Source organism: Collinsella sp. TF08-11AT (assembly GCF_003437035.1).
Classification (GTDB): domain Bacteria; phylum Actinomycetota; class Coriobacteriia; order Coriobacteriales; family Coriobacteriaceae; genus Collinsella.
On record NZ_QSRL01000010.1, the window covers coordinates 77,329 to 89,645 of the forward strand.

General features: G+C 62.2%; 10 protein-coding genes. 8 read left to right on the plus strand and 2 right to left on the minus strand.

The window, feature by feature from the left end; all coding sequences use genetic code 11:
- Window positions 1–108 precede the first annotated feature (108 nt).
- The 5 genes from DXC79_RS07430 to DXC79_RS07450 all read left to right on the plus strand — a co-directional run bounded on the left by DXC79_RS07430 (window position 109) and on the right by DXC79_RS07450 (window position 4,248).
- Window positions 109–654: a hypothetical protein gene (locus DXC79_RS07430; protein WP_147327486.1), complete on the plus strand. Its 546-nt coding sequence runs from the start codon at window positions 109–111 to the stop codon at window positions 652–654.
- Entirely contained in the window at window positions 647–1,024 is a 378-nt protein-coding gene (locus tag DXC79_RS10210; protein ID WP_233503061.1) for a DUF2273 domain-containing protein, read from the plus strand. Before DXC79_RS07430 ends, DXC79_RS10210 begins: the two co-directional genes overlap by 8 nt.
- Before the next feature lie 44 nt (window positions 1,025–1,068).
- The gene (locus tag DXC79_RS07440) at window positions 1,069–1,581 is read left to right on the plus strand and encodes an Asp23/Gls24 family envelope stress response protein (protein WP_117635706.1); all 513 of its coding nucleotides are present in this window, start codon (window positions 1,069–1,071) and stop codon (window positions 1,579–1,581) included.
- Window positions 1,582–1,788: 207 nt separating this feature from the next.
- On the plus strand, window positions 1,789–2,811 hold the full coding sequence (locus DXC79_RS07445) for a YitT family protein (protein WP_117635707.1): 1,023 nt from the start codon (window positions 1,789–1,791) through the stop codon (window positions 2,809–2,811).
- A gap of 150 nt (window positions 2,812–2,961) precedes the next feature.
- A complete protein-coding gene (locus DXC79_RS07450) occupies window positions 2,962–4,248 on the plus strand; it encodes a zinc-ribbon domain-containing protein (protein WP_158550989.1) in 1,287 nt (428 codons plus the stop codon).
- Between the two features lie 140 nt (window positions 4,249–4,388).
- On the opposite strand, the gene DXC79_RS07455 is transcribed toward DXC79_RS07450, so the two are convergent.
- The gene (locus DXC79_RS07455) at window positions 4,389–5,852 is read right to left on the minus strand and encodes a M20 family metallopeptidase (RefSeq protein WP_117635709.1); all 1,464 of its coding nucleotides are present in this window, start codon (window positions 5,850–5,852) and stop codon (window positions 4,389–4,391) included.
- Between the two features lie 166 nt (window positions 5,853–6,018).
- On the opposite strand from DXC79_RS07455, the gene DXC79_RS07460 reads away from it, so the two are divergent.
- The 3 genes from DXC79_RS07460 to groL all read left to right on the plus strand — a co-directional run bounded on the left by DXC79_RS07460 (window position 6,019) and on the right by groL (window position 10,603).
- On the plus strand, window positions 6,019–7,656 hold the full coding sequence (locus DXC79_RS07460; RefSeq protein WP_233503063.1) for an amidohydrolase: 1,638 nt from the start codon (window positions 6,019–6,021) through the stop codon (window positions 7,654–7,656).
- A gap of 919 nt (window positions 7,657–8,575) precedes the next feature.
- The gene (gene groES, locus DXC79_RS07465; RefSeq protein WP_022094351.1) at window positions 8,576–8,869 is read left to right on the plus strand and encodes a co-chaperone GroES; all 294 of its coding nucleotides are present in this window, start codon (window positions 8,576–8,578) and stop codon (window positions 8,867–8,869) included.
- A gap of 96 nt (window positions 8,870–8,965) precedes the next feature.
- Complete coding sequence (gene groL / locus DXC79_RS07470) at window positions 8,966–10,603, plus strand: chaperonin GroEL (protein WP_006234938.1); 1,638 nt, start codon at window positions 8,966–8,968, stop codon at window positions 10,601–10,603.
- Window positions 10,604–10,735: 132 nt separating this feature from the next.
- Here the strand turns inward: groL and DXC79_RS07475 are convergent, their stop codons facing one another.
- Complete coding sequence (locus DXC79_RS07475) at window positions 10,736–12,025, minus strand: IS110 family transposase (protein ID WP_158550990.1); 1,290 nt, start codon at window positions 12,023–12,025, stop codon at window positions 10,736–10,738.
- Window positions 12,026–12,317: the final 292 nt, after the last annotated feature.

Sequence of the window (12,317 nt, forward strand, 5' to 3'; positions counted from 1 at the left end):
GTGGAATAGATGAGCCGGATCCGCGTGCGTAGAGCACCGGACCCAGCTCTTTTATAATGATGCGAACCGTTTTGCATTTCGAGAGCCGAGATTTGAAGGGAGCGCCGCGTGCGCGTACTCAAACGAGCCCTAGCGATCGTGTATCTTGCCGCCACCATCGTGGCGCTGGGTACGCTTGTCTGCCAGTTTTGGGGGCCGTATACGTATCGCTTTATGCTGCTGATGCGCGACCCCATGCCGCGCATCGTCGTGACGGCGTGCGCCGGCGTCGTGGCGATCGGCGTACTGCTGAGCTTTTTCCGCCTGATGTTCGCCCGTCGCGAGCCGTCCTGCGTGCATCCGGCGGGGGAGCGCAATATCGAGGTTACCCTTGCGGCGCTTTCTTCGTGCGCCAGGGTTGCTGCCGGGCGCGACGACCGCGTGATGGTCGAGCATGTCGAGGCTCGCGTCCAAGGCCCCGACGATTCGCACGTCCGTTTTAAGGTCGAGGCTATCGCGCTTGACGATAAGGACGTGGCATCTCTGGCTACCGCGATGCAGAAGCGCATCGAAGAAGCCTGCGATACCATGCTCGGCGCGCCGGGTACGACCGCGCGCGTCCGTTTTTTGCCGTCCAAGACTACCGTCCAGACCGTGGAGGTTTCCGGTGAGTGATACCAATCAAGATAAGACCGCTCGTACGCCGCGCCTGACGATTGACCAGAGCGCCACGTCGGCGAGCGAACCTGTTGATTCCAAAGCAGAGGCAACCGAGTTACAAGACGCGGCAGCCGCGGATTTTGACGAGGCTATGGGTCTCATCAAGGGTACGGGCGCTGCCGTCTGGAGCTATGCTGTGCGTCATCCCAACACCACGCTCGGCGCCGTCGCCGGCTTTATCCTCGCCGTGTTGGTGCTCACGTTGGGCCTGTGGGACACGCTCGTCATTGCATTCTTCGTGCTGATCGGCGCTGTGATCGGCCAAATTCGCGACGGCGAGAACGGGATCGTCAACTTCTTCGGCCGTCTGTTTAGCGGCCGCTAATATGTATTCGACTGTCGCATCCGCGGCAGGCATAAGGAGGAACCATGGCTTTTAATACGAAGGTCGATGTAGCCGATACCGAGCTCGAGGAGAACGAGGCGGTCGTCGCCGAAGCTGAGGATGTGACGCTCGAGGATGAGGCTCTCGTCGAGGCCGAGTCCGATACGGATGAGGACGACGAGGAAGCGGATGAGTCCGAGGACTCGCTGACCTACAACGGCGTGATCGAGAAGATCGTTGCCATGGCCACCCGCGAGGTTCCGCACGTTCTGGGCATGAAGGGTAACCTCATGCACTTTGTGCAGGAGCAGTTTGGTGCCGAGAATCTGACCAAGGGCGTGACGGTCGAGGTCACCGACGATAATCGCGTGGTCGTCAACATCTCCGTCATCATCGAGTACGGCGCCTATGCGCCCGCGATCTTCGACGATGTTAAGGCACGTGTCACCGAGCGCCTTGCCGCGATGACTGGCCTTGAGGTGGCGGGCGTCAACCTGCGCATCGAGGATGTCATCACCCCCGAGGAGTACGAGCACCGCACCAGCCAGCACGAATAACCTTCCAAAAAGGGACAGGTTTGTTTTGGCAGGTTTTATCTGCGTAAACGTCAAACGGCCGGTCGCGCATGCACATGCGCGGCCGGCCGTTCTTTGTATGCCCCCGATGCGGGCATACCGCTCGTCTAACTAAGGGTTGCAATCTTCGCGTTCCGCGTTACCCTAATGGGCGCATTGTTTCCAAATTGTTAACGAGGGGTTGCCGTAATGGCCGACGAACACGAGACCGAAAGCAAGGCATGGGCGATTGAGGCCGCTGCGGCAGAGGCGGCGTCGCGTGCCGCCGAGGAGGTACATCGTCCTCCGGTGGTGCCGATGGAGCGCGTTGTCGATCGCGATGTTATTGAGCAAGGCGAGCGCGCCGGCCGCAAGCGCAGCCAGGAGCCAGGCTTTCCGCGCTTTTTTGCCGAGCTCAATTTGGGCCTGATCCTCACGGCGTTCGCCATCGTGGCCTTTAAAACCCCCAATCACTTTGCCTTCGGCGGCACCTCGGGCGTGTCGGTCATTCTTTCTACGCTGTTCCCGACTCTGCCCGTCGGCGTCTTTATGTGGATTATCAACGCGATCCTGGTCATCCTGGGTTTTATCTTTTTGGAGCGCAAGGCAATCCTTTGGAGTGTCTTTGCCTCGTTTGCGCTTTCGGCCTACGTCTCGCTGTTTGAGCTCTTCATTCCGACGGATGTTTCGATGACGGGCGATATGTGGCTCGACCTGTGTTTTGCCGTCATCTTGCCGGCGCTGGGCAGTGCCATTGTCTTTGACATTGGCGCCTCGACGGGCGGCACGGACATTCTTGCCATGATCCTCAAGCGTCGCACGACGCTTGAGATCGGCCGTGCCCTGTTGCTGGTCGATATCGGCATCGTAACCATCGCGGCTTTCCTGTATGGCCCGCGCGTTGGCCTGTACTGCGTGCTTGGCCTGTTTGCCAAGACGCTCGTGGTCGATAAGGCTATCGAGAGCATTCACCTGCGCAAAGTCTGCACGGTCATTTGTTCCGAGCCCCTTAAGGTCGAGGAGTTTATCGTCAAGCATCTCAACCGTACGGCGACTATCAGCCGCGGCTACGGTGCTTTCTCGGGCAAGTGCGTGACGGTGATCATGAGCGTGCTGAGTCGTCGCGAGGCCGTGCAGCTGCGTCGCTACGCGCGCGAGATCGATCCGGGTGCCTTTATCACGATCGTCGACAGCTCCGAGATCGTCGGCAAGGGTTTCCGCGGAACGAACTAACGCGGTCGAGCTTATCAAACAATCGAATAGCGCCCTGCGCATTGCAAATGCGTCATGTTGGAGCATTTGTCCCCACATTGGGTGATAATGATGCTAAAGACATCGTTTGCGATCCAGATGATTCGCTCATGATACGAAGGGATGATTTCGATGTTCTGTTCGCAGTGTGGTGCCCCCATGGGCGACAACGACAAGTTCTGTGGCGCGTGCGGTGCTCCTAATGCCGGTGCCGCAGCCTCTGCCCCTCAGGGTCAGCCCCAGCAGTTTGTTCCGCAACCGCCCGTGGCGAATGCGTCCAAGGGCTGTGTGGCTCAGGCGTTTGAGGATATGACCAAGACTCCGGGCGTGCTGCAGCGCGTGTGTCAGATTGCCTTTTTGCCGGCGCTGATTTGTGTTGTGTCGGTACTCGTGCTGTTTATTCCCGTTGTCGGCGGTATTGCAGCTGCCATCGGCTTTTTGGCAGCTTGCATCGCGAGCGTGTGTGGTTCCGGCTTTGGTATTGAGTGGGGTCGTGATCTGTCGCTCAAGGTCGATGACGGTATGGACCGTCCACTCATGCGTTCCACGTCGTTTGGTCTCGGAGTCTTTTCGAGCGTTATTTCGGTCGTGCTCGAGGTTATCGCTGCCATTCCCGTTATCGGTGTAGTGCTTTCGCTGGCGGAGAGCGTGGTAATTGGCGCCGCGGGCTCGTATTCGTATTACGGCTCTTATGCGCTCGAGGCTGCGCTGTTTGGCTCGCTTGGCCTGCTTGTCCTGGCTATGATTGCCACGGCGGTCCTGAGGGTCTTCTTTAAGATGTTCGCCGACATCGCCGTGATGCACTTTGCGGTGACCGGTCGTGTGGAGAGCGCGTTTTCGCTCGACAAGGTCTGGGCGGCGTTTAAGCACAACAAGACCAAGCTGTTTTGTGCTTCGTTCCTTCCCGAGTTTTTGACGGGCCTGGTCGCCAACGTTGTCACATGGATCTTGACGTTCGTCTTTGGCACCATTGCCTCTGTCGGTATGTATAGCTACTACTACCGTCCTTCGGCTATTGAGGCGCTTGTTACCGGCGGTGGCATCACGCTCGTATTGTTCTTGGTGCTGACGGCGTTTGTCACGGTATTCCTCACGGTCTTTGGCAAGATGCTCAAGCACCGTGCCGTTGGCTATTGGGTTGCGCGCTACGCAAGCGAGTGGGCCGACGAGGACAAGGACGACGTCCTGACTTTTGTGCTGCCGTTTGAGAAGAAGTCTGCTCCGGCTGGTTTTAGCGCCGACGCAGCGCCCGTATCCGATTCCGCTGCGGCGCCGGCGCCTGCGCCCGAGCCCGAGCCCGCGCCCGTGCCTGAGCCTGAGCCTGAGCCCGAGCCCGCGCCCATGCCGGAACCGGAGCCCGAGCCTGCACCTGAGCCCGAGCCTGCGCCAAGCTCCGACGAGGACCCGCAGGACGAGTAACCCTGCCACCTGCCATTTGGGGACGGGGTAGAAACGGTAGAAATAGCGCTTGACAAATAAGCGGGGGCGGACGTGCCGAAGCGTCCGCCCCCGCTTTGATATCGCGATGTGGCTATGACTGCGAGACGGTCGCGAATCGGCTACTCGTCGTGCTTCTCCTCGCGGCGCGCGGCGGCGCGTGCATCGTGGATGCCCTTGATCGCGGCGTGGCGAGCCGTGCGGGCATCGTGGATGGCGTCACGAGCCTCGGCGGTCGTCGCCTTGGCAGAGCGCAACTTGGCGGCCAGATCGGGGTTGGTTTCGGCGACCGCGGTGATCGCGGGGCCGTCGAGCTCCTCTTGCGTGGGCTCGGCCAAAAAGTCGATGGCATACTGGGCGGCCACCATGGAGCCCTTGGCCAGCACCGACTCGTCAATCTTGTAGAAGCAAGAATGTTGGGCGTACGTGGCGCCAATCTGGGGGTTGCGCGTGCCAACAAAGGCGAGCACGCCCGGTACGCGGCGCAGATACTCCGAGAAGTCCTCGCCCGAAAGTGTGCCGCGATAATGGCCTTGGCCGGTGGGGCCCAGGCATTTGATTACTGCCTGGCGGCAGCGCTCGCTCGAGGCGGCATCGTTTTCGACCTTATAATTGGCGATGGTGTAGTCGGTGAGCTCTGCCTCGGCGCCCAAGGCGGCCGCGGTATGCTCCACGATGCGGCGCATGAGCTCCGGCATTTCCTCGTGGGTCGAATCTCCGTAGGTGCGCACCGTGCCGGCGAGGTAGGCCGTGCCGGCGATAACGTTGCGCGCGGTGCCGCCGTGCAGCTCGCCGACGGTAATGACGGCCGGCTCGTAGGGGCTGATCTCGCGCGAAACGATGGTCTGCAGGGCATTGACGATCTCGGCGGCCACCATAACGGCGTCGTGGCCGCGCTGGGGCATGGCACCGTGGCATGAGGTGCCGCGAACATCGATGCGGAACCAGTCGGTATTGGCCATGCGCGGTCCGGGCTCGCAGCTCACGGTGCCGGCGTCGACCTCACTCCAGATGTGCGCGGCGTAGGCGCCATCGACGCCGTCGAGCACGCCCGTGCCGATCATGAGTTTGGCGCCCTGGCCGTTTTCCTCACTGGGCTGGAAGACGATGCGGACTTCGCCGTGGATGTCGTCGGTCATATGGCGCAGGATCTGCAGCGTGCCGAGCATCATGGCGATGTGGCAGTCGTGGCCGCAGGCGTGCATGCAGCCCTCGTTGACGCTGGCGAAATCCTCGCTGGTCTGCTCGGTGACGGGCAGGGCGTCGATATCCGCACGCAGCAGGATACGGCGGCGCGGCGTGCCGTCCTCGTGGTAGGCATCCGACGCGGTGCCGCGAAGCGTTGCCACCAAGCCGGTCTTGAGCGGACGCTCGTAGGGGATATTCATGGCGTCGAGCTGGTTGGCGATGTCGGAGGTCGTGCGCTCCTCGGCAAGGCTCAGCTCCGGGTGCTTATGGAAGTGTCGGCGCTGCTTGATGATGTAGGGCTCAAACTCGGCGGCGATATCTTGGATGGCTGCGGTGACGTCGTCAGCCGCTCGCACCTCGGTCGCCGCCATAATCTGCTGTGCCTTGGTCTTCGTCATGGTCGATTTGCTCCTTGCTGGTTTTTGCAAAATCGTACAGGCTCATTCCAGTATGCCACCTGCCACTTGGCCTGGCAAAGCTGCCGTTTGCCGCTTGGAGTTTTGTTGCAAGGGCGGGGGAGTACACTCGGGGGTGTTGAATTTCCTGCCAGAGATGGGGATGCCCATGCAACATATCGATCGGATTATCCGCTCCAAGAACGTTTTTACCGCCCAAGACGGTATCGATACCGCCCGCGAGCTGGCGATTGCCATTGCGGGCGATCGCATCGTCGCAGTCGGTGCGCCCGATGACGTGATTGACGCCGCACCTGCTGCCACGCCGGTGGTCGATTACGGCGAGCAGTTTGTCTGCCCCGGTTTCCACGATGCGCACCTGCATTTCTTCCATACCTCGGTTGGCTCCTCACCGTATATGCTCATGGATATGGGCACGTCCGAGGCGGCGCTGGTGCAGGACGCGCTCAAGTTTTCCCAGGACCTGCCCGACGACGCCTGGGTCGTGACGCAGGGCTGGCGCGATTACCGCTGGGATCCGCCCGAGCACCCTACCAAGGCCTCCCTCGATGCGGCATTTCCTGATCGTCCCTGCGTTATGTACTCGGGCGACGGGCACACGCTGTGGCTCAACAGCCGCGCACTCGAGGCGCTCGGCGTTACGCGCGACAGCGAGCCTCCGGCGGGTGGCAGTTACGACAAAGATGCAAATGGGGAGCTTACGGGTATCGCTCACGAGGCTGCGGCCATGCAGCTGCTGCCGCGCTGTCTTGAGTGGCTGGGCGAGGACCGCATCGCGAGCTCGTATGCCGACCAGATGAAGCGTATGGCCGAGCAAGGCATCACCTCAATCTGCGATATGTCGCTCATGCCCATGCCGGGCTGTGACTTTATTCGCGACGATGTTTACGACAAGCTGCAGGCCTCCGGCAAGCTGGGAATCCGCGCCCATTTGTTTCCCACGCTGTTGGATGACCAATCGCGCTTGGAAGAGCTCCAGACCCGCTACGCGAACAATGCGCTGCTCTCGGCGCCAGGCTTTAAACAGTTCTTCGACGGCGTGTCGAGCGAGCATACTGCATACCTCACTGAGCCCTATACCAACTCGCGCTTCCCGGGCGACCAGGGCCGTCTGACGGTTCCTGTCGAGCGCATGCGCAAGTTGGTTCTGGCGGCAGCCGAGCGCGGCCACACCGTGCGCATCCACGTTATCGGCGACGGCGCCATCCATGCCGCACTCGATATCTTTGAGGAGGCGGCAGAGCTCTACGGTTTGCCCCCGCACGGCCATAATACGCTTGAGCATTTGGAGAATCTGCTGCCCGAGGACATCGATCGTCTGCGCAAGCTCAACGTCATTGCCTCGAGCCAGCCTTGCCACATCACGCTCGACCCGGGTGGCCCGGAGCGCGACCTGGGCCTGGAACGCAGCCGCATCATGTGGCCGTTCGCAACTTATCAGCAGCGCGGTATCCGTCAAGCTTTCGGTACCGACAGCCCCATCACGGCCGTTACCAGCATGAACGTGCTCTACACGGCTATCACGCGCCAAGATCCCCGCAGCCACTGGCCCGAGGGCGGCTGGCTCCCCAGCGAGCGCATCGACGCGGCTACAGCTCTGCGCAACTACACCCTGGGCAGCGCCTACGCGGCAGGCGACGAGCGAAACCTCGGCAGCCTGGAACCCGGCAAATACGCCGACCTGGTAGTCCTGGACCAAAACCCGCTCACCATCGACCCCCAAGAGCTCCAAGCCACCAAAGTCCAAGCCACCTACCTAGCCGGCAACCTGGTCTACGAGCGCTAATATTCATGTCGTACCGTTAAACGCGGCTCGTGCAGCCTATTTTGGGATGGCGCTCGAGCCGCGTTTGTTTGCAAATGGGGGGTTCGTTAGGAGCGTCCCCGCCCTGCTTGATTTGGGCGCGGGGCGGAGGCGCCGCCGCCCCGCGCCCAATTTGGACAGCAGCAATGCTATCTCTAGGTGTTTTGCATACTTTCCATTACGAATTGCATAAAAAGGCTGGGATGTTCTTCCGGATCCTGATGTACCCCCGTCCGCGCCGTGCAAAAAACGGAGTATTCAGCACCGCGAGCTCTGCCTGTGCCGCTGCGGCTGAGTAACGTTGCAGAGATTGACGTCATTTTGTGCTCCGGTGCGGCGTGAGGCATGCCTTTCTGTCCTGACGGGGTTTGCCTGCCGACCAAAATCGCCGGCCGAAGGCGTCCTTGGGACCAATATGGTGTGTCCGGCACGTATGCAGCCGTCCTAGTCTGCTGAATACTCCCAAAAATGCACGGTGCTCCCCAGGGGACCCGTGCGCGCAGCGAAAACCATGCACATGTCGCTATCCGCATCGCCATTTTGCTGCACTGACTTTTCTGAATGCCGGGCCCGAATTAGTTAACCTGCCTCCCGTGTGGCTCCGGAGGGGCGGGGCATAAGGTTTATCGCGAGTTCCGCACGAGCCGAAGGCCACTTAATGTGGCCTTCGTGCGAGCAGGACTGCCCGAGCAGGAAACCTTATGCCCCGCCCCTCCGGAGCCACACGGGAGGCATCGCTAAGTTATCCCCCGGCATTCAGAAAATCTAAGTGCCAAAAAATAAGATTTTTTGACTCCGTGTTGTATAACCCGCCATTCGTGGGTACCATTCAACGCGTACGCAAACAAAAAGGGTTAATTCGCGCGGCATAACCGCGCGGCCCAAAAAGGAGGAAACAAGCATGTCGTCTTTGAAGCCGCTTGCAGATCGTGTTCTGGTCAAGCCCGACGAGGCCGAGCAGAAGACCGCTTCTGGTCTGTATATCGCCAGCAACGCCCAGGAGAAGCCGCAGCGCGGCACCATCGTTGCCGTTGGCGCCGGCAAGGTCAACGACAAGGGTGAGCGCATCCCCATGGACGTCAAGGTCGGTGACGTTGTCATCTACGGTAAGTTCGGTGGCAACGAGGTCAAGGTCGACGGCGAGAAGTATCTGCTGATGCGCGCCGACGACATCTACGCTGTTGTCGAGGCCTAGTCTCGTCAGAATCTCTGATTCGTCTTTGAACGCGCCCGCCGCATAGGACTCGGAAGCGGCGACGCGAGTCACGTTTCTTTTGGAGGATTACCTACCATGGCAAAGAACATTACGTTCAACACCGATGCCCGCGCTAAGCTCGCCAAGGGTGTCAACACTCTGGCCGACGCCGTTACCGTCACCATGGGCCCCAAGGGCCGCTACGTTGCGCTGCAGCGCACGTTCGGTGCTCCGACCATCACCAACGACGGCGTTTCTGTCGCCAAGGAGATCGAGCTCGAGGACAACATCGAGAACATGGGCGCTCAGCTGGTGAAGGAGGTCGCCACCAAGACCAACGACACCGTGGGTGACGGCACCACCACCGCAACCCTGCTCGCTCAAGCCATCGTCAACGACGGTCTGCGCAACGTCGCCGCTGGCGCCAACCCGCTGGCCATCCGTCGCGGCATCGACAAGGCCGTCAACGCCGCCGTCGCCGAGATGAAGAAGCAGGCCAAGCCGGTCGAGACCAAGGAGCAGATTGCTTCCGTCGGTACCATCTCCGCCGGTGACCCCGAGGTCGGCGAGAAGATCGCCGAGGCCATGGAGGTCGTGGGCAAGGACGGCGTCATCACCGTCGAGGATTCCCAGACGTTCGACATCACCATCGACACCGTCGAGGGCATGCAGTTCGACAAGGGCTATGTCTCCGCTTACTTCGTCACGGATAACGACCGCATGGAGGCCGTGATGAAGGATCCGTACATCCTCATCACCGACCAGAAGATCTCCAGCGTTCAGGACATCATGCCTGTTCTCGAGGCTGTCCAGCGCGCTGGCCGTGGCCTGCTCATCATCGCTGAGGACATCGACGGCGAGGCTCTGCCTACCCTGGTTCTCAACAAGATTCGTGGCGCCCTCAACGTCTGCGCCGTCAAGGCTCCGGGCTACGGCGATCGCCGCAAGCGCATCCTCGAGGACATCGCCGTCCTCACCGGCGGCCAGGCTGCCCTGGACGAGCTGGGCGTGAAGGTCGCTGACATCACCGCCGATATGCTCGGTACCGCTAAGTCCGTCACCATCTCCAAGGACAACACCGTCGTCGTCGGCGGCGCTGGCTCCAAGGAGGCCATCGACGCTCGTATCGCTCAGATCAAGGGTGAGATGGAGAACACCACCTCTGACTTCGACCGTGAGAAGCTCCAGGAGCGCCTGGCCAAGCTCTCCGGTGGCGTTGCCGTCATCAAGGTCGGCGCTGCTACCGAGTCCGAGCTCAAGGAGATCAAGCATCGCGTCGAGGACGCCCTGCAGGCAACCCGCGCTGCTGTCGAGGAGGGCATTGTCGCCGGCGGCGGCGTCGCCTTCATGGATGCTGCTCCTGCACTCGACGCTGTCGAGATCGACGACCCCGAGGAGAAGATCGGCGTCGACATCGTCAAGAAGGCTCTGACCGCTCCGGTCGCTACCATTGCCAAGAACGCTGGCTTTGAGGGCGCTGTCGTGGTCGACAAGGTTGCCGAGCTGCCCGCCGGCCAGGGTCTCAACTCTGCCAATGGTGAGTGGGGCGACATGATTGAGATGGGCGTCCTCGACCCCGTCAAGGTCAGCCGCGTCACCCTGCAGAACGCTGCTTCTGTCGCAAGCCTGATTCTCATCACCGAGGCTACCGTCTCCGATGTGCCCAAAAACACTCAGCTTGAGGACGCTATCGCTGCTGCCACCGCTGGTCAGCAGGGCGGCGGTATGTACTAAGGCCGACAAGGTCTAGAACTCCCACCGGGGATCCGGGGGCGTGACGGGGCTTCTCTCCGGAACGTCCTCGGACATGCAAAGAGGCTCCGCTTCGCGCTTCGCGCTGCGGAGCCTCTTTGCGTCCTGACGCTCCTATTTGGCAAGGTGTTTTTTAGAATCCATTTTGCGCTCGGCCTCGAAGGCCCGCCTGTCCCAATCGAGCGGAAGTCCGGCCTCGACCCATGCCTCGTAGGCCCTCCTTATGGGCTTGAGCTCCCTTTGGCCCCTCTCCAGCATCGAGATGTACTTCTCGCTGGTTCCCAATATCGACGCCGCCCTCACCTGGCTGACCTTCGCCGCGCGCCTGGCCGCCACGAGCTCCGAGGCGTCCTCGGGCCTCCTGATCTCGTGCGGGTGCATCAGCGCCCGGTACGCCTCCCTGGCCACGTAGCGCTTGAGGCACCTCATGACCTCCCTGTCGCTCTTTCCCCGCCCCCTGGCCCTCTCGGCGTACTCGGCGGTCTCGGGGTCGCGCATGACCCTCTGCCTCGCGATCTCGTGCAGCGCGCTGTTCGCCTGCCGGTCGCCGCCCCTGTTGAGCCTGTGCCTCACGGTCTTGCCGCTCGAGGCGGGGATGGGGCAGGCCCCGCATATCGCCGCGAACGACGCCTCGGAGCGCAGCCTGCCCGGGTTGTCCCCGGCCGCGACCGCGAGCTTGGCCGCGCTCACGGGCCCGCACCCGTACATCGCCAGCAGCGCGGGGCAGTTCTCCTCCAGGGACGCCTCGATCGCGCGCTCCATGTCGAGCGCCGCGTCGCGCGCCGCCTCCCACAGGTCCGCCAGCGCGCCGAGCGCGGCGCCCAGCGCGCCCTCGGCGCGCACGGAGGGGAGCTCCTCCATCAGCCTCGGCCCTCCCATGCCGCGGAACCTCGACCTGAGCCCCTCCGGCGCGGTGGTGAGCAGCGACCTCGCGGTGTTTATCGCCGAGGTCCGCGCCTTCACCGCCCCGGAGCGCGCCGCGAGCATGCAGCGCACCCCGTCGACCCACCCGTCCTGGCTCTTGGGGGTCCCGAGCTTCGAGCCGGACATCGCCGCGCGGGCGGCCCTCTCCGCGTCCGCCTCGTCGCACTTTCCCTGCCCCGGGCGCCTCCTCTGCATCCTCGCCGGGGAGAGCGCCTCGCGCACGGGCATCCCCAGCGACGCGAGGTGCCTGGTGAGGCCCGCCCCGTAGGACGACGTCCCCTCCATCGCGACGCAGGCCGGCTCCCCGGCCGCCGCGATCGCCCCGGCGAGCGTCTCGTAGCCCGCCGCGTCGGCGGGGAACTGGCGGGACAGGACCTTGCGGCCCCTCCAGTCGAGGACGCACAGCCAGTGCGAGTCGGCGTGGGTGTCGACCCCGCAGAAGACCGGCCCGCGGGCGCCGGGTGTCGATTCGGTTCTCATGTCTCGCTCCGTTCTTTCCGTGCTCGCCTGGACCGGGCAGACGTCACACTGACGGGGCGCGATAGAATGCGGTTGTTCGGGTCCGCGGTATCGCTCCATGCTCCTATTAGGTCATGCGGCGGTCTCGGCTCGCCGCGGCCCGCGCGGGACATGTCAGGAAACGAGGGCAGCCCTGTGGGCGCCAGCGGAATGTGGGGTCACCGCGCGGTCCGCATCTGATGGTGTCGACGTCAATGGTATACGGGTGCATCATCGACGTCTTCAATACAGAAAATATCAGTGCGGAATGTTC

Coding starts and splice junctions, on each gene's coding strand:
- groES (WP_022094351.1), top strand. CDS start 8,576: ATGTCGTCTTTGAAGCCGCTTGCAGATCGTGTTCTGGTCAAGCCCGAC.
- DXC79_RS07445 (WP_117635707.1), top strand. CDS start 1,789: ATGGCCGACGAACACGAGACCGAAAGCAAGGCATGGGCGATTGAGGCC.
- DXC79_RS07455 (WP_117635709.1), bottom strand. CDS start 5,852: ATGACGAAGACCAAGGCACAGCAGATTATGGCGGCGACCGAGGTGCGA.
- DXC79_RS07475 (WP_158550990.1), bottom strand. CDS start 12,025: ATGAGAACCGAATCGACACCCGGCGCCCGCGGGCCGGTCTTCTGCGGG.
- groL (WP_006234938.1), top strand. CDS start 8,966: ATGGCAAAGAACATTACGTTCAACACCGATGCCCGCGCTAAGCTCGCC.
- DXC79_RS07450 (WP_158550989.1), top strand. CDS start 2,962: ATGTTCTGTTCGCAGTGTGGTGCCCCCATGGGCGACAACGACAAGTTC.
- DXC79_RS07440 (WP_117635706.1), top strand. CDS start 1,069: ATGGCTTTTAATACGAAGGTCGATGTAGCCGATACCGAGCTCGAGGAG.
- DXC79_RS07460 (WP_233503063.1), top strand. CDS start 6,019: ATGCAACATATCGATCGGATTATCCGCTCCAAGAACGTTTTTACCGCC.